Raw genomic sequence first — 17,932 nt, 5'->3', positions numbered from 1 at the left:
CCATTCAAACCACCCAAGGCACCACCGCCATTCAAACCACCCAAGGCACCACCGCCATTCAAACCACCCAAGGCACCACCGCCATTCAAACCACCCAAGGCACCACCGCCATTCAAACCACCCGAGGCACCACCGCTATCCGAACCACCCGAGCCACCTGAGGTACGACCGCTATTCGCAGCCCCCGACGCACCACCGCCATTCAAACCACCGGGGGCACCCGAGGTATGACCGCTATTCGCAGCCCCCGACGCACCACCGTTCGAACCACCTGAGCCACCACCACCATCCGAACCACCCAAGGCACCACCGCCATTCAAACCACCCGAGGCACCACCGCTATCCGAACCACCCGAGCCACCTGAGGTACGACCGCTATTCGCAGCCCCCGACGCACCACCGCCATTCAAACCACCGGGGGCACCCGAGGTATGACCGCTATTCGCAGCCCCCGACGCACCACCGCCATTCGAACCACCCAAGGCGCCACCGCTATCCGAACCACCCGAGTCACCCGAGGCACGACCACTATTCGCAGCCCCCGAGGTACCACCACCGTTCGAACTACCGGGGGCACCCGAGGTGTGACCGCTGTTCGAACCCCCCTGGGTACCATCGCCGTTCGAACCACCCGGGGTATGACCACTGTTCGAACCACTCGAGGTGCCGCCGCTTGCAGAGCCACCCGATGTGCTTCCACTGGTCGAACCGCCTGACGTACCACTGCCGGTCGGACCGGAGGTACCACTCGTCGATCCGTTCGTAGATCCGCCCGGTGTCGTCCCGTTCGAACCGTTCGAAGACGTACCGCCCCAAGTACTCCCGTGCGTATTTCCCGACGCGGTGCCGGACCAACTGTCCGCGGAGGACGTTCCACCCGGAGTCGCGGTTCCGGAGGGGGTTTGGCCCGACGGGGTGCCTGTTGCAGGACCGCCGGAAGTCGGGATGTCGCCGACGTGCGTGCCTGCGGTTCCGGTGCCGGGAGTCGTGGTACCGGATCCACCGGTGGGCGGCGATGTGGGGGCGGTGGGGACCGAATTGTTCGGGGCGGGAACGGATCCCGGAATGCTCACGCGTGGGATGGGCATGGGAGCCGCGGGGATGGCGGGCAGCTCGGGGGCAGGTTGCGGGGTTTGGACGAAGGGTAAGGGGTTCAAGAACTGGGCCGGGTTGGCATAGGTGCCACCCTCGGATTGCATCGGCCCACTTCGCGGATTCTGGTGGCTGCCCCAGTGCGCCTCGGCCACCGACGGACCGATCGTTGTCACGTGGTCTACCGGCGCGATCCCGTAGGCGGGCCGACCCGAGTAGCCGAAGCCCGCGGCATTGCTCGCCCAGTCGACGGCCCTGGATACCGCGGAACCGGCATCGGCCAGCGCCTCGATATGGGGTTCGAACAGCAGGTTGTCCATCGGGTGCCGACCATGCGGGAAAGCGTCGACCAGGGACGGCCCCTCCGGGATGGTCGGGCCGCCGAATACCGTGACGGCCGATACCGCCACTGCGGATGCCACTGCGGCACTGGAGAATACGGCGACCTTCGGGGCCCGATGCCGACCGCCCGTCGACACCGAGGCGAAGTTGCGGGCGGCATAGCCGGCGGCGCCAACGGCGACGGTCTGGCCCGGATCGGTCGACATCACCACGGGACGCCCGAGTTCGGCGATGGTGCGCGCGACCTCGACGGGACGGGTCGCGCCGCCGACCAGCAGGATGCAGTCGACATCGGACAGGCTGCGTCCCGTCGATTCCACACACTCGCGGACCACGTCGAAGGAATCCCGGATGTGCTGGGTGCGTAGCCCCCCGATATCGACGATCGAGGTCATCTGCAGCATCGACCCGTTATCGCCGGGCGTGGCGACCCGCGCGTACCGCGCGATCATCGAACCGAGCGGACGGCCGCCGAAATCGTAGGAGCGCATAGACCTTCCGACGATCGGATGATCGTCCCAGTCCGGTCCGACCCGGACCATCGAGACGTCGAGGCTGGCCCCGCCGAGATCGTAGACCAGCACGAAACCCGACTCCAGCGGCCCGCGCTCGTGTTCGAGCCACTCCGCGGCCGCGACGGGTTCGGGTACCAGCATCACATCCGCGGCCCCGGCCAAGTTGAGCGCCTGTCGCAGCAGCGACAGCTGCTTATCGGAATAGCATGCGGGATAGGTCGCTACCGCACCCGCGGTCGGCGGGAACGATTCGAGCAGGCCGTTCACCACCGCGGCGACCAGGTTCGCAGGCGACCAGAGTCGGCCACCCACGATCATCGGCTCCGGGTCCCGCGCCAGATCGGCGAAATCCGTTACCGCCATGGTGAATTGGGGGATCCCACCGATCCGGATGCCACCCGCGCTGTCGAATGCCACCGCCGTGCGGCGCGTCCGCACCGATGACCATGATCGCCCACCGGTCACCATGGCGGATATCGAGTTCACTGAACCGATGCTGAAACCCAGACCTGTCGTCATTCGCTATCCCGTCAACGCACCGAGACCACGTCCATCACATAGGAGATCCATGTGGCCGCGGTCGCTTCCCAAACAGCTCCCACAGGTTAGCTGCTATCGGATCGGATGGGATGCCTAATTGATATGAAACGTTCGACTTCCGTTGATGAAGATTCAAACTCCCAGCTAATCGGCTCGAACAAACGCAATTAAGTCCCCTGGACGATCGGCGTTTCGCAACCAATACCCGATTTCACTGCGGTAGGCCAGGTTCCGCTACCCCCCAGTAACCCAACCGACGACCTCGATAGACCCATGCGCAATAGACGATCATCGAAACCGCGCAGAAGCGACAACACACACCGACTGGTCGGTAACCGAAGAGTTGCCAGCACTAGGCATTTCATTGCATGGCCGCCCCCCGCGTCGCTAATCATGACGCATCAAACGCCATGACTGTTTTACGCCAGCAGCATGATCCGCCAACGACTTGACTGGGTCGAGCGATGACGAAGCGCGCGGCCGGGCCGAGACCCCGCCCACCTCATCGAACATGAAATCGCAAGGACGAGAAGGGAAAACGAAAACGATGTCTACACGTTTCGCGGACAAGGTCGTGCTGATCACCGGAGCGAGTTCGGGTGTCGGCAAGGCAGTGGCGCTGCGGGCGGCGGCCGAGGGCGCGGCGGTGGTGCTCGGCGCTCGTGGCAAGGACGCGGGTGAACAGCTCGCGGCCGATATCCGCGCGACGGGAGGCCGGGCGGTCTTCGTGCCGACCGATGTCACCGTCGAGGACGACGTGGCCCGACTGACGCAGGCGGCGCTCACCGAATACGGACGGTTGGACGCGGCCTTCAACAACGCGGGTGCCGTCAATGCCTTCGGCCCGATAGCACAGATCGACGAGGCGGGTTGGCGCGCCGATCTCGAACTCAACCTGACCAGCGTGTTCTACGGTCTGCGGCACCAGGTTCCGGCCATTGTCGCCGCGGGTGGCGGCGCAATTCTCAACAACGCCTCGAATCTGGGCGTGGTCGGCATGGGTTCGGTGGCGCCGTATGTGGCGGCCAAACACGGTGTTGTCGGGCTGACCCGTGCGGTTGCGCTGGAGGCCGCCGACCAGGGCGTGCGGGTGAACGCGCTGGTCTCCGGCGCGGTCGACACTCCGGCATTCCGCAATTCGATGGGTGCGACACCGGAGGGTGCGGCCGCCATCGCCGCACTGCATCCACTCGGCCGGATCAGCAAGCCGGAGGAGATCGCATCCTTCTGCGCCTATCTGCTCAGCGATGAGGCCAGTTTCATCACCGGCGCGGCGCTCGCGATCGATGGCGGGTTTACCGCCAAATAATTCGCCAACCGGCACCTCGGCGCGGCGCACGCCCTCATCGCATGCCCGAACGCCGAGGTGCCGATCATCCCTCGGACCCTACCTCGCACATGTCATGTCGGCGGGGGGCAAGAACTGTTACGCATCACCAATGCGTCATCGGCGCGAATGCGCCGCGACCGCTCACACGCGGGCGAGCAGGCGGCGCACCCTACCGGTCCGCACCACGGGACCACTGGCCACCACCGCGGGCCGACGGCCGCGCACCAAGTGGTCGAAGTCCGTCGCGCCGCCGACGGGTTCACGCAACCGCCCCGCATTGAAATCGTCGGCCAGCTGCCGAACAGTCTCTTGCGCACAGGACTTATTGGTACCGATGAACCCGGTGGGGCCGCGCTTGATCCAGCCCGTGACATACGTACCCGGCAGCACCGCGCCGCCGGACTGCTCGAGCACCCGACCATTGCGGTTCGGGATAACGGCGGCCTGTTCATCAAATGGTAAGCCGGGCAATACCATACCGCGATAACCGACCGAGGTGAGCACCAACCCGGCATCCAGCCGCTCGGTCTCCTCTGTCGCGACGGCACGCACGCGACCGTCCGGATCGGTGACGAGGACATTGCGGCTCACTTCGATACCGGTCACCGCATCGGCGCCGAGAATCTCGGTGGGCGTGGCCAGATACCGGAAGACGATCCGCTTGCGCGCGCCGAAGGGCCGCTCGGAAACTCCGACCCTTTCGAGCGACCTGCGAGCAGTCGCTACGGAGCGCAGCAGCCGCAGCTTCTGCTCGACCTGGAACGGCAGTCCCTCCGTCAACTCCGGCAGCTCACCTTCGATGGCGATATCGACATCGGCGCCGAGCAGACCGACGAGCTCCGGGACGGTGCAGGCGGATTCGGCCGGACCACGGCGACCGAGGATGACCACTTCCTCGATCTTGCTCTCCCGCAAGGCTTTCAGCGCATAAGGTGCGATATCGGTACCCGCCAACACTTCCGGATCACTGGCCAGAATGCGCGCCACATCGAGGGCCACATTGCCATTGCCGACGATGACGGCCCGGCGATGCGACAGATCGAAGGTGCGCCCCGCGTGATCGGGATGTCCGTTGTACCAGGCGACGAAGTCGGTGGCGGATACATTGCCCGCCACCCCCTCTCCGGGGATGTCGAGCTTGCGATCCGAGGACGCGCCGACCGCGTAGATGACCGCATGGAAGTGCGCGAGCAGTTCGGCATGCGAAATATGCTTGCCCACTTCGACATTCAGATACGACCCGAAACCGGGCTGCGCCGAGATGATGTCGAAGAGCTTATTGACCTGCCTGGTCTTGGCATGGTCCGGTGCGACGCCGTACCTGGCCAGCCCATGGGGTACCGGAAGTCGGTCGAAGACCGTCACAGTGACATCGGGCTGGGTCAGCAATTCATCGGCCGCATACATGGCCGAGGGCCCCGATCCGATGATCGCCACCCGCAGCGGCTGGCGCTCGGTGTGGATCTCGGCCGCGGGCACCGGCTTCGCGAGTAGCGGTCGCGGTCGCGTCTGGCGATAGAAGTCGGCATTGATCTCGATGAACGGCTTCTGCTCGTCGGTCAGCTTCTTCGACGAGGTAATGGCATCCACCGGGCACGCCGTGGCGCAGGCACCGCAGTCCACACACGCCTGCGGGTCCACGTACAGCATCTCCGCCGTCAGGAAGTCCGGCTCATCGGGCGTGGGATGAATGCAGTTGACCGGGCAGGCGTATACGCAGGACGCGTCGCTACAACAGGACTGCGTGACGACGTAGGGCACGTCAGCCAGCCTTCGCCGCGCGCAACGGCTCGGAGCGGTAGCGGGTGGTGTGGCCGTCGATCTTCAGCAGCTTCCACACCGCCTTGCCGATGGGGTTCATCAGGCCGATGTCATGGGCCAGCGTGCGCACATCGCCGAAGAAATCGCTGAACTCCTGCTTGGCCTGCTCCGACCCGTAGAACAGTTCCTTGCGCACCGCATCCGGGATATCGAACTCCCGGAAGAACGATCGGGGCGGTGTGTAGATGGAGCGGCCGAGAATCCACATGACGATCGGCATGACGACCGAGAGCACCAGCTTGTTGAACGCATTCGCATCGGGCACGTGCTGCTTCAGGAATTCGTGCGCGAAGGAGATGTGGCGTGCCTCCTCGGCGACATGGATGGCCATTACGCCACGCATGATCGGATGCACTTCCTCACCCGAGCGCAGAATCGCCTTCTGAATGTGATCGATCGGCTCCTCGCCCGCGAGTACGGCCATGAAGAACAGATTCGGGAACAGCGCGGCCACCGGCGCGCCGATGTACTTGAACTTGCGCACCAGCGGGCCCATACCGGGGACATCGATCCCGATCCGGTTGACCATCTCCTGGAACATCAGGGTGTGGTTGTGCTCCTCGATCATCTCGTGGGAGCAGTAACGGAACTCGGGCGAGCCGTTGGGCAGGCCGAAGCTGTGCGTCACCATGCCGCTGATCAGGATGGATTCGAACTGCAGACCGACCTTGGCGACATTGGCCTGGCGGTACTTGCCGATGGCGATCTTCCGGTCGAGCGGCAGCGCCTGGTACCAGGGGTGGCGACCGAGCGCATCACCGGATACCGGGAGGACCCAGCGCTCTTCTCCGGCATCGGCGGCAAAGTCGGGGTTGTCCCAGTCGATGTCCTCGAAGGGGTCGAAGTGCTTGTTCACCGAGCCCTCGGAGAGCAGCAGCAGCTTGGCGGCATACTCCTGCGCCTTCGCCAGATCGGGATCGACTGCGGGCGTCACGGCTGTAGACATCGTCGTCACTGCCTCTCCTCGTGGAACACATTTACTGTATCCCATAGTTACACCTACGAGGAGTTACGTCAACCTGGCACATAATCGGCATCCCCGGCGACGGTGCGGCTCGCCGCCGGGGATGCCGCTACCGCAGCCCGAGCTGCGACAGCCCCGCGACCACCGTGTCGGCGGGCAGCACCAGCGCGAGCGCTACCCCAGCGGCCGACATTCCCGCCGCGATCGCCACCCGGGTCAAGCGGCGCCTGGTGCGCCGGGAAAGTAAGAGGGCCCGCGCCGTCGCTCTGCGGTGCGCGCCCGGATGTCTGCGTCGGCGGTGATGTCCGGCCGCCTCCTCCGCCGCAGCGGCGGCGCGACGCGCCATGATGGCGGCGCCGTCGGCGATGGTGCGCTCCGGATCCGGCGCCGTGATCACCGGACGCGCGAGTTCACCGGCGAGCACCTGGGACACCTCGACCGGGCGGGCAGCACCGCCGACCACCAGGACACAGTCCACATCGGCCATGGTCACATCGGCCATGCGGAGGCAGCGGTACACCAACTCCAGCGAGGATCGAATGTGGATGGCCCGCAACTCATCGGCGGTCGCACTGGAGATAGCGGCCGCGGCGGTGCTACTCCCGGCCCGCGCGGCGACCAGCGCGCCGAAGGCACGGCCGCCGAATTCCGATGAACGAATCGGCACCCCGACGATCGGATTGCGCGGACAACCCGGCCCGACCCGCACCAGAGTGATATCGAGGTTGGCACCACCCAGGTCATAAACCAGGGCTAGGCCCGGCATCAGCGGACCGCGTTCGACCTCCAGCCAGGTCGCCGCCGCGACGGGTTCGGCGACCAGCGCGACCTGCCCCAGGCCGATCGCGTCCAATGCCGCGCGCAGCTCCCCCACCTGCCCCTCGGAGTAGCCCGCCGGATGTGTCAGCGTGACCCCGGCATCGGCCGCCCGGCGATCGCGGCGCGCCTCGGTGATCAGACAGTCCGCCACGACCGCGATCAGATCGGCGGCGGTCAGCGCCCGATGCCCGACCCTTGCCCGCGTGGCCTTGCACTGACCCAGGTCGGCGAATTCGGCGATCGCGCGCCCGTGCCGCGGAATCATGCCGACTCGGGCCATGCCGGTGCTGTCGAAGGCGAGGGTGGTGCGACGGGTGATGGCGGGTGAGCACTCGGCGGCGGAGCGGCGCCCCGGGGGAGCCTTGGCCGAACCCTCCTCCGCGAGCGCGGAAACCGTGTTCACCGTGCCGATGCTCAAACCAAGACCAACCGCCATCGCAATCCTCTGATCGCCGAGCCGATTTGCTTCGAACCCTATTCACGCAACCACTCCGCGACCCGCCTGCCAACCACCGGACATACGGTTGTCCGCATGCCGCCGGTACTGACACAGGTTGCACAGCAAAGCACCGAACCCGGCTCAGCTGCAAGGTGGCCACGCGCGCGGCGATCATGGTCGGATCCCATTACGGCGCGCCGAAATTCAACGATGACCCGATAGCGTTCGCCGGCCAATGCCGACTCCGCCATCTCAGCTATCGCCACACGTTTCTACATGCACAAACACCTCCTTGCAGCTCCCCTGATCAATGGTTGCCGGACAGCCGCCACGAGCGGGTTGGCGAGGCTCATCGATACTGACCAGTCCGTGCACGCCAAGGCGCCGCGATCGAATCTCGCACTCGCCCGAGTTCCGACCCCCCGCACCGGAATTCGTGTCCGATTCCGGTGCGGGAAAACAAAACCTTTGCGGCTGTTGGCGACTGATCAGCAACATTGCAGCACCGCCTGAGCATTCGCCGCGTATGCCGCGCGCGGCACCGGTCCCTGCTCCGGCCCGAGCAACCGCAGCACCATCTGCGCAGCCTGTTCCTGCCACCGCGCGTACGCCACCGCAACGCCGGAACGCTGCGCGGCCTGCGCCGCCTGCCACAGCGGCATCGCCAGGTAGTCCGGCGCGTTGACCAGCAATGCGTCCAGGAATCGCGCGGTCGCGTAGCGCGCATCGATGAGCTGTTCCGGCGTACCCCAACCCGCGGAGGGACGCTGCTGGAACAGCCCGAGCGAGTCGTGATCGACCGGCTCCGTCAGGTTGCGCAGCATCGATTCCTGTAGTGCGGTGGCCAGTGCGACGACCGCCGCATAGGCGGGCATGCTGCGGCGCTGGACCACCCCGACAATCGTTCGCGCGTTATCCCACTGCTCCGGATTCGGCGTGAAATGCAGTTGATCACCCACGATTCCGTAAGGCAGCAACTGCGCGAGGGTGCGGCTGGTAGCGGAGTTCGGGATCGGCTTCCCCACCGATTCCGGGCTCTGCACGGCCACTTCGGGTGAATCCACAGGAACCACGATGATCACCGACCCATCCGGTGCGCGCACTGCAGGCGTTCCGGGTGGTGGTGCGGCCGTGGCCGAACCGGATTGGATTATCACCGCGGCACTGGCAATGGCCAGCGCGGGAAATAACTGACTTCGAATTGACATGGCGATCGATCAACTCCTCGCCACCTGCACACGACCTGCGTCGTGAGCCCTGACCCACCGACAGCAGGTCGAGCAGGCTGCGATCGGGCGGCCGGATATCGGTTATCCGGGCCGCGTTCGACGACCATTGCGAATAGCTCACTTCGGATAGCGTTCCGATAACCCACCGGAACCCACTAGCGCGTGTTTCGCATTCAGCACGATATGAGAAGTTGAAACCGGAGTTCGGTTTCGACACGCCATAAATGGGTATAGATTTCGCCCACACGGAAATCCGGCCGATAAAGCGGAGTCGAATTCGCCCCTATCCGGCAGGCAGTTCCGGAATGCGAGTGGCCCGCGCATAGACGGTTTCCCCGTCGCTGAGCCGCAATGCCTCGGCGTCGCCGCGGGTCACCTGGGCGGCGAACAGATCGCCGGTGGCGGCATTGCGCAGTTCCACGCGCACCTCGAAACCCAGATGTACAACGCGTTCCACGGTGGCGCGGGTGACACCCGCCGATTCCGCGGTGCCCTCGTGCGCGGCCAGCGCCATGCTGGGGTCACGGCCGACCCGAATATCGTGCGGACGCACCAGATGCCCGTTGAGCCGGGCCACCGCGCCGAGGAAGGACATGACGAATTCGTTGGCGGGACGGTCGTAGACATCCTCCGGGCTGCCGACCTGTTCGATGCGGCCCTTGTTCATCACCGCGATCCGGTCGGCGACGTCGAGCGCCTCCTCCTGGTCGTGGGTGACCAGCACGGTGGTCACGTGGACCTCCTCGTGCAGGCGGCGCAGCCAGGTGCGCAGATCGGCGCGCACCTTGGCATCGAGGGCGCCGAAGGGCTCGTCGAGCAGCAGCACCTGCGGGTCGACGGCGAGCGCGCGTGCCAGTGCCATGCGCTGGCGCTGGCCGCCGGAGAGCTGGGCCGGATAGCGGTGCTGGAAGCCGTCGAGGCCGACGATGCCGAGCAGTTCGTCCACGCGCTTGGCGATCTCCCCCTTGGGGCGCTTGCGGATCTTGAGTCCGAAGGCGACGTTATCGCGCACGGTCATGTGCTTGAACGCGGCATAGTGCTGAAATACGAAGCCGATATCGCGCTTCTGCGGCGGCACATGCGTGACATCGCTGCCCGCGATGGCGACGACGCCGGAATCCAGCGACTCCAGGCCCGCGATCGAGCGCAGCAGGGTCGATTTGCCCGAACCCGACGGGCCGAGCAATGCGGTCAGCTCCCCGGACGGGATATCGATACTGACATCGTTCAGGGCAGCGAAGGAACCGTAGTTCTTCTTTGCATTGGTCACGGTGATCACTTGGTGCCCCGCTTACGTTCGAGGAGGGTCATCAACAGAAGGACTACGAGGGCCAGGCCCATCAGCAGGGTGGCGGCGGAGTAGGCGCCGAAGGTGTTGTGGTCGTTGATGTATCGACCGTGTACGAGCAGCGTCAGCGTCTGCGATTTACCCGGCAGTGCCGAGGACACCATGATCACCGCGCCGAATTCGCCGAGTGCGCGCGCAACGGTCAACACCACACCGTAGGTCAGGCCCCAGCGGATGGCGGGCAGGGTGATCCGCCAGAACGTCTGCCAGCGCGAGGCTCCGAGGGTCGCAGCGGCCTGCTCCTGATCATCGCCGATCTCGTGCAGCACCGGCTCGACCTCGCGCACCACGAACGGCAACGTGACGAAGATGGTGGCGATCACCATGCCGGGCAGGTTGAAGATCACCTTGAAGCCGAAGTCTTCCAGTCCGCCGAACCAGCCGTCCGCACCCCACAGCAGGATCAGCGCGACGCCGACCACCACCGGCGAGACGGCGAAGGGCAGATCCACGATGCCCTGCACCAGGGTGCGGCCCGGGAACTTGCCGCGTACCAGGGCAATTGCGGTAACGATGCCGAAGACGACGTTCACCGGGACCACGATCGCCACGATGAGGATCGACAGCTGGAATGCCGAGATCGCCGCCGGTGTGGAGATCGAGTCGATGAACGCACCGATCCCCTTTTCGAAGGTGCGCCACAGAATGATGATCAGCGGCAGCACCAGCAGTACGAACAGGTAGCCCAGCGCAACGGTGCGCAGCGAGATACGGGTCGGCCAGGACAGATTCATCGCGCCTCCTGCTCCTTGCGTGCGGTGCGCTCGGCCCACAGCCGCAGCACCAGCAGGGTCGCGAACGATACGGCCAGCAGCGCGACCGAAACCGCGGCCGCATTCACCGGCCGGTCGATCTCGATCTGTTTCTGGATGTACTGCGAGGCCATCTCGGTCTTGCGCGGGATGGCGCCGCCGATCAGCACCACCGAACCGTATTCGCCGATCGCACGGGCGAAGGCGAGACCGCCGCCGCTGATGATGGCGGGTGCGAGGGTCGGTAGGACGATGCGGCGGAAGGTGGTCCAGTTGTCCGCGCCGAGGGACAGCGCGGCCTGCTCGACCTCGCGGTCGGCCTCGATGAGCACCGGCTGCACCGAGCGGACCACGAACGGCAATGTGACGAACGCCAATGCCACGACCAGGCCGGGCTGGGTGGCGTTGAGGTGGATATCGATCGGACTCTGCGGCCCGTACAGCGACAGCAGCACAATGCTGGCGACGATGGTCGGCAGTGCGAACGGCAGATCGATGAGCGCGTTGACGATGCTCTTACCCGGGAATTCGTCGCGCACCAGAACCCAGGCGATGAGCGTGCCCATCAGCACATTGATGACCGCGACCACCACCGAGACGACAACGGTGATGCGCAGCGAATCGATGGCGGCGGGCGCGGTGATGGCATCCCAGAATCCGGACCAGCCGTCGTCGAATGAGGTGACGGTGAGCGCGGCCAGTGGTAGCAGCACGATAATGCTGAGCCACAGCACCGCGGTGGCGATGCCGAGCGGACCCACCGAACCGGTCACCCGCAGCCACGACCAGCTTCGGCTCGTGGGTTTGGGCGCGGATTTCCCCGCGTCTTCGAAGCCACCGGGACCGGGCGCGTGCCCGATCCCGGTGCTGCTGCTATCTGTCACAGTCGTCCAGTATCCCGTGTAGATGTGCGGCGCACGCGAGGCCCTTTGTGGCTATGAGCGGCCTCTTCCTGGCCGGTCGCGCACGCCGCGGGTATTTCAGCGCACCGAGTTACTTGGTGGCCTTGTCATAGATGACCGCGACGGTTCCGGTGTTCGGGGTGAACAGCTCCTTGTCGACGGTCTTCCAACCACCGAGGTCGGCGATCGTCCACAGCTTCTGCGGAGTCGGGAAGTCCTTGGCGTAGTCGGCGGCCACCTTCGGGTCGACCGGGCGGAATCCGGCCGAGGCCCAGGCCTTCTGCCCCGCCGGGGTGAACAGGAAGTCGCGGAAGGCGCTCGCCAGCTCCAGATGCTTGCTGCTCTTCAGCACCGCGACCGGGTTCTCGATCTTGAAGGTGGTCGGCGGCACGATGTGCTCGATGGGATCGCCATTGCGCTCGGAGAAGATCGCCTCGTTCTCATAGCTCAGCAGCACGTCACCGGTGCCCTGCAGGAAGGTCTCGGTCGCTTCGCGCCCCGACTTCGGCTGCACCTGCACATGCTCCTTGGAGATGAGCTGGCTCAGGTAATCCAGACCCGCCTGCGGGTTCTTGCCGCCATCGCTCTTGGCCGCGTACGGGGCGAGCAGATTCCACTTCGCCGAGCCCGAGCTGAACGGGTTCGGGGTGACCACCTGGACGCCCGGCTTCAGCAGATCGTCCCAGTCCTTGATGCCCTTCGGGTTACCCTTGCGCACGACGATCGCGACTACCGACCCGAACGGAATTCCCTTGGTGGCGTCCGCATTCCAGCTCGGGTCGACCAGACCGGCGTCGACGAGGCGGGTGATATCGGGTTCGACCGAGAAGTTGACGATATCGGCCTCGGCGCCGTCCTTGACCTTGCGGGACTGATCGCCCGATGCGCCGTAGGAGCCGTTGATCTGGACGCCCTTGCCCTTATCGGTCTTATTGAATTCGGGGACGACCTTGTCGAAGCCGGGCTTGGGGACGGCGTAGGCGTAGAGGTTGAGCGTGCCGCCGCTGCCGTCGGCCCCACCACCGCCCACGGTGTCACTGGCTCCGCCACCGCACGCGGTGAGCACAACGGCGGCGACCGCGGTCAGCGCGGCGACCATCGGGCGACGGTGCGATCGGGACGATCCGAACAACAAGGACCTGGGTGACATGGGTGGAACCTTTCCTGAGCGCTCCGCCACGACGTGGACGAGGGGGCGCGACGGTCGAACTGCGGCACGACTACCGACCGAGGGGTCGTTGAGGTTCGGACCACTGCTGCGAAAAAGTTTGCGCGCCAGTTTAGAGAGAAGATGGGTGCACAGCAGTGCCCGGCGCCGATCAGCGACAGAGAATGTCCGCGACCGCGAGATTGCCGACAGCGATCAACGCCAATTCATGGCGGACCTGCGGGACGGCACTCGAAGACACGGGCAGACTGTAGCAGAGGAAACGTCACCAGTTCGAATCAACGCCAGCTATCCGCTTGCAGGCCGCAAAAACCGACAAAGTTCCAGGAAGAGGGGGGTTTCATCCCATGACTACCAGCCCGGACCGGGTACGCACCCGGTTCCCCGATATCAGCACTCGCGCGTGGGAACATCCCGCCGACCGCACCGCCCTGGTGACGCTGCGCTCACTCGCCGGGTTCGACACCATTCTGCGTACCCTGTCCGGTTTGCTTCAGGAACGCCAGCATCGGCTGCTCTACCTCGCCACGGCGGTGCGGGTGGACGAACGCCAGTTCCGCTCGCTGCACCAGTTGCGTCAGGACTGTGTGGAGATCCTGGACGCGCACACCACACCCGAGATGTTCGTACTGCAGAGCCCGCATGTGAATGCCTTCACCATCGGCATGGACCAGCCGTTCATCGTGCTGACCACCGGGCTGATCGATCTGATGGATACCGAGGAGCTGCGCTTCATCGTCGGCCACGAACTCGGGCACGCGCTGTCCGGACACGCGGTGTACCGCACCATGCTCATGCATCTGCTGCGCATCTCGGCCAATCTGGGCTGGATGCCGGTGGGCGGCTGGGCCCTGCGCGCGATCGTGGCCGCGCTGATGGAGTGGAGCCGCAAGTCCGAACTCTCCGGCGACCGCGCCGGGCTGCTGTGCGGCCAGGATGTCGAGGCGTCGGTGCGGGTGCATATGAAGACCGCGGGCGGCACCTGGATCAAGGAGATGAACCACGGCGCGTTCCTGCAGCAGGCCGATGACTACGAGCGCTCCGGCGATCTGCGCGACGGCGTGCTCAAGCTGCTCAATCTGGAGCTGCAGAGTCATCCGTTCTCGGTGCTGCGGGCCGCGGAGCTGCGCCGCTGGATCCAGTCCGGCGAGTACAACCGCATGCTCGGCGGCGACTACCCGCGCCGCGAACACGATAAGAACACCAAGATCAGCGATGAGATCAAGGAGGCCGCGCGCACCTACCGGCAGAACTTCGACCAATCCGAGGACCCGCTGATCCGCACCGTGCGCAATCTGGGGCGCGATGTCGGATCAGCGGTGAGCACGGTGGGTCACGAGGTCGGCGCGACCGTCTCCAAGATCGGCAAGCGGTTCAACGACTGGCGCACCGATCGGGACAACTCGGCCGACGAGTGACGGCTGGGCGCAAACCATCGTCCGCGCGGTCGGTGCCCGTTCCGCTCCCGCGGTAACCGATACGCGCACGGAAACCGGCATTTGCGTGCGCTGCATGTGGCCGCTCGCGGCCGGTCCGCTGGGCACACCAGGTCGCTATTAACGCGCCTATCACACCGCCCATTCAGGTCGGTCGGTTGCGGCTTTGTATCGTCCAACCGCAGGCTGCCAGCTGGTTGAGACATGACATCGGTTGTATTGCGATGCGGACACGATACCGCTGGACTGCCACATCAGCTCACGGCGTGCAGCACACACTCGAACGGCCAAAGCTCCAGTGATCACCTTTCATGCTTGGACACCTGTATCAGGTTTGCTGACTCGAAAGGAACTGCGATATGAGCGCTCTGGGCACCCCACTCAAGAAGATCGTCGCCACCAGCGCGATCATCGGCGGAGCCGGAATGGCATACGTTGGCCAAGCGTCCGCCGCTACCGATCAGGAATGGGACAACCTCGCCGCGTGCGAGTCGGGCGGTAATTGGAATATCAACACCGGCAACGGGTTTCAGGGCGGCCTACAGTTCTCGCCGGGCACATGGGCCGCATATGGCGGTGCCGCATACGCGCCGACTGCCGACAAGGCCACCCGCGAACAGCAGATCGCCGTCGCCGAGCAGGTACTCGCCGCTCAGGGCTGGGGTCCTTGGGCAGGTTGTTCGGCAGCGCTCGGCCTGCACCGGTGAGACAGCGGAGCTGTCCAGCGGGGTCGTTCAGAGGATCGCTGTAGGGACATGTCGGCCCCGCACAATGTCAGCGCGTGAACAACCACGCGATGACGATGAGCACCAGCAGAGCGACGAGGGCGAGCTGAACCCGGGAACGCGGCATCAACGCACCCCGCTCTGCGCGATCTCGCGCACCGGGACGGGCGGCCCGACCAGTTCAGGAATCAGGGCGGATTCCGCGGTCACCACATCCTCAGCCGTGAGGGTCGGCACAGCGTCGCTATTGCGGCCGAGCAGCTGCAGGGAAACCCGCAGCACTCGATCCAGCACGTAGGCGATGGCGAAGCTGATCGGGACCATGCCCACCAGCACCACGACGAACTGCGGGATGAATGGCAACCCCGCCACCCACAACTCGAAGCCGTCCCACCATCCTGCGATCCTGTGCACGGCACCAGCCTAATACTGCCCGGGCGGTCGGCCGAGATCGCGCCGTCAGGTCCGGGTTCGGCGCGGCGGTGGACGAGATGGGCCGACAGACCGAAGATAAGGTATGGCGTCTACCGATGATCCGACCGTCGACGAACCTGACGACCTGCCCACGCTCAGTCACCTGAAGGTGGGTCAGCACGCCACCTATCCGCCGATCGACGATTACGCATTCCTGTCCGACTGTGAGACCAGCTGCCTCGTCGCCAGCAATGGCTCGGTCGAGTGGATGTGTGTGCCCAGGCCCGATTCGCCGAGCATCTTCGGCGCGATGCTCGACCGCAGCGCCGGACACTTCCGGATCGGCCCGTACGGGGTCAATGTGCCTGCCGCGCGCCGGTATCTGCCGGGTGGCATGATCCTGGAAACCACCTGGCAGACCGAGACCGGCTGGCTGATCGTGCGCGACGCCCTGGTACTCGGCCCGTGGCACAACAACGAGCAGCGCAGCAAGACCCATCGCCGCACACCGATGGACTGGGACGCCGAGCACGTCCTGCTGCGCACGGTGAAATGCGTGAACGGCACGGTCGAGCTGGAGATGAGCTGCGAACCCGCCTTCGACTACCACCGCGCCCCGGCCGGCTGGGAGTACACCGGCAAGGTCTACGAGGAGGCGACCGCGGTGCGCACGCTCGACCCGACCGCGGGCCCGACCCTGGTGCTGACCACCGACCTGCGGCTGGGTCTTGAGGGCCGCGAGGCGCGGGCCAGGACCAGGATGAAGGAGGGCGACGAGGTGTTCGTCGCCCTGACCTGGTCGGAGCTGCCCGCACCGCGCACCTTCGAGGACGCGGCCCAGAAGATGTGGCAGACCACCGAATGCTGGCGGCAGTGGATCACCCTCGGCGATTTCCCCGATCATCCGTGGCGCAACTACTTACAGCGCAGCGCACTGACGCTCAAGGGACTCACCTACGCGCCGACCGGTGCGCTGATGGCCGCCGCCACCACCTCCCTGCCGGAAACCCCTGGCGGCCAACGCAACTGGGACTACCGCTATACCTGGGTGCGCGATTCCAGCTTCGCGCTGTGGGGCCTGTACACCCTCGGCCTCGACCGCGAGGCCAATGACTTCTTCGCGTTTCTGAGAGACGCCACCACCGGCGATAACGGCGAATCCGTTCCGCTGCAGGTGCTCTACGGTATCGGCGGCGAACGTGAGCTCGCCGAGACCACGCTCGACAATCTGACCGGCTACGACGGCGCCAAACCGGTGCGCATCGGCAATGGCGCCTACAACCAGGATCAGCACGATATCTGGGGCACCATGCTGGACGCGGTGTACTTGCACGTGAAATCCCGCCAGCAAGTGCCGGAATCGCTGTGGCCGCTGTTGGAGCGCCAAGTCGAGGCGGCCATCAAGGGCTGGCGCGAGCCCGATCGCGGTATCTGGGAAGTCCGCGGTGAACCACAGCATTTCACCTCCTCGAAGGTGATGTGCTGGGTGGCGCTGGACCGCGGCGCGAAACTGGCCGAACTGCACGGCGAATACGAACGCGCCAGCGAGTGGTACGCCATTGCCGATCAGATCAAGGCCGATATCCTCACCAATGGCGTGAACGCCAACGGTGTCTTCACCCAGACCTACGGCGGCGACACCCTGGACGCGTCACTGCTGTTGGTGGTGCTGAACCGTTTCCTGCCGCCCACCGACCACCGGGTGCGCGCCACCGTGCTCTCGATCGCCGACCGACTCACCGAAAACGGTCTGGTGCTGCGCTATCGGACCGAGACCACCGACGACGGCCTGTCCGGCGCCGAGGGCACCTTCACCATCTGCTCGTTCTGGCTGGTCTCCGCGCTGGTGGAAATCGGCGAAGTGCAGCGGGCCCGGCACCTGTGCGAGCGCCTGCTCGGCTATGCCAGCCCGCTGCGGCTGTATGCCGAGGAAATCGACTCGCGCAGTGGACGTCACCTCGGCAATTTCCCGCAGGCCTTTACCCATCTGGCACTGATCAATGCGGTGACGCATGTGATCAGGGCCGAGCAGTCACACACCAGCGGCACATTCCAACCGGCACACTTGCCGGCCGTTCACCCGTCCTGACCGATAT

Annotated in this window: 14 protein-coding genes and 1 pseudogene; 4 read left to right on the top strand and 11 right to left on the bottom strand. The window is 65.4% G+C overall.

The annotated features are described in order from the left end of the window. On the bottom strand, positions 1 to 2,435 hold a 2,435-nt coding region (locus ABZ293_RS24425), incomplete at its 3' end, for an Hsp70 family protein (RefSeq protein ID WP_355184112.1). Between the two features lie 601 nt (positions 2,436 to 3,036). On the opposite strand from ABZ293_RS24425, the gene ABZ293_RS24420 reads away from it, so the two are divergent. Continuing rightward, positions 3,037 to 3,798 carry a glucose 1-dehydrogenase gene (locus ABZ293_RS24420; RefSeq protein ID WP_354952886.1) on the top strand — a complete coding sequence of 254 codons (762 nt, stop codon included), beginning with the start codon at positions 3,037 to 3,039 and terminating at the stop codon, positions 3,796 to 3,798. A gap of 162 nt (positions 3,799 to 3,960) precedes the next feature. Here the strand turns inward: ABZ293_RS24420 and ABZ293_RS24415 are convergent, their stop codons facing one another. The 9 genes from ABZ293_RS24415 to ABZ293_RS24375 all read right to left on the bottom strand — a co-directional run bounded on the left by ABZ293_RS24415 (position 3,961) and on the right by ABZ293_RS24375 (position 13,502). Next, positions 3,961 to 5,580 carry an FAD-dependent oxidoreductase gene (locus ABZ293_RS24415; RefSeq protein ID WP_355184110.1) on the bottom strand — a complete coding sequence of 540 codons (1,620 nt, stop codon included), beginning with the start codon at positions 5,578 to 5,580 and terminating at the stop codon, positions 3,961 to 3,963. A 1-nt stretch (position 5,581) separates the two neighbouring features. Then, positions 5,582 to 6,586: a diiron oxygenase gene (locus tag ABZ293_RS24410; RefSeq protein ID WP_355184156.1), complete on the bottom strand. Its 1,005-nt coding sequence runs from the start codon at positions 6,584 to 6,586 to the stop codon at positions 5,582 to 5,584. A gap of 127 nt (positions 6,587 to 6,713) precedes the next feature. Then, positions 6,714 to 7,859 carry an Hsp70 family protein gene (locus tag ABZ293_RS24405; RefSeq protein WP_355184108.1) on the bottom strand — a complete coding sequence of 382 codons (1,146 nt, stop codon included), beginning with the start codon at positions 7,857 to 7,859 and terminating at the stop codon, positions 6,714 to 6,716. A 491-nt stretch (positions 7,860 to 8,350) separates the two neighbouring features. After that, positions 8,351 to 8,926: a hypothetical protein gene (locus ABZ293_RS24400; protein WP_355184106.1), complete on the bottom strand. Its 576-nt coding sequence runs from the start codon at positions 8,924 to 8,926 to the stop codon at positions 8,351 to 8,353. Between the two features lie 448 nt (positions 8,927 to 9,374). Beyond that, positions 9,375 to 10,370 (bottom strand): sulfate ABC transporter ATP-binding protein, encoded by a 996-nt coding sequence (locus ABZ293_RS24395; RefSeq protein WP_354952894.1) that lies wholly within the window; start codon positions 10,368 to 10,370, stop codon positions 9,375 to 9,377. Next, a complete protein-coding gene (gene cysW / locus ABZ293_RS24390) occupies positions 10,367 to 11,173 on the bottom strand; it encodes a sulfate ABC transporter permease subunit CysW (protein ID WP_355184104.1) in 807 nt (268 codons plus the stop codon). The genes ABZ293_RS24395 and cysW overlap by 4 nt, the downstream gene beginning before the upstream one ends. Beyond that, positions 11,170 to 11,970 (bottom strand): sulfate ABC transporter permease subunit CysT, encoded by an 801-nt coding sequence (cysT, locus tag ABZ293_RS24385; protein ID WP_354952973.1) that lies wholly within the window; start codon positions 11,968 to 11,970, stop codon positions 11,170 to 11,172. The genes cysW and cysT overlap by 4 nt, the downstream gene beginning before the upstream one ends. A gap of 214 nt (positions 11,971 to 12,184) precedes the next feature. After that, positions 12,185 to 13,243 (bottom strand): sulfate ABC transporter substrate-binding protein, encoded by a 1,059-nt coding sequence (locus ABZ293_RS24380; RefSeq protein WP_355184102.1) that lies wholly within the window; start codon positions 13,241 to 13,243, stop codon positions 12,185 to 12,187. Positions 13,244 to 13,412: 169 nt separating this feature from the next. Next, a complete protein-coding gene (locus ABZ293_RS24375; RefSeq protein ID WP_309546086.1) occupies positions 13,413 to 13,502 on the bottom strand; it encodes an Ms4533A family Cys-rich leader peptide in 90 nt (29 codons plus the stop codon). Between the two features lie 106 nt (positions 13,503 to 13,608). On the opposite strand from ABZ293_RS24375, the gene ABZ293_RS24370 reads away from it, so the two are divergent. Continuing rightward, positions 13,609 to 14,679, top strand: a complete 1,071-nt coding sequence (locus ABZ293_RS24370) for a M48 family metallopeptidase (RefSeq protein WP_355184100.1) — start codon at positions 13,609 to 13,611, stop codon at positions 14,677 to 14,679. A gap of 377 nt (positions 14,680 to 15,056) precedes the next feature. Continuing rightward, positions 15,057 to 15,395: pseudogene (locus ABZ293_RS24365) on the top strand (transglycosylase family protein); the annotation flags it as partial. Positions 15,396 to 15,548: 153 nt separating this feature from the next. On the opposite strand, the gene ABZ293_RS24360 reads toward ABZ293_RS24365, so the two are convergent. Continuing rightward, positions 15,549 to 15,836, bottom strand: a complete 288-nt coding sequence (locus tag ABZ293_RS24360; RefSeq protein WP_355184098.1) for a hypothetical protein — start codon at positions 15,834 to 15,836, stop codon at positions 15,549 to 15,551. 103 nt (positions 15,837 to 15,939) lie between these two features. Between ABZ293_RS24360 and ABZ293_RS24355 the strand changes: the two genes are divergently transcribed. Further along, complete coding sequence (locus ABZ293_RS24355) at positions 15,940 to 17,925, top strand: glycoside hydrolase family 15 protein (protein ID WP_355184096.1); 1,986 nt, start codon at positions 15,940 to 15,942, stop codon at positions 17,923 to 17,925. Positions 17,926 to 17,932 lie beyond the last annotated feature (7 nt).

It is taken from the genome of Nocardia sp. NPDC005998, from assembly GCF_040614395.1.
Lineage (GTDB): Bacteria > Actinomycetota > Actinomycetes > Mycobacteriales > Mycobacteriaceae > Nocardia.
This window is presented reverse-complemented; position numbering and strand designations above follow the sequence as displayed.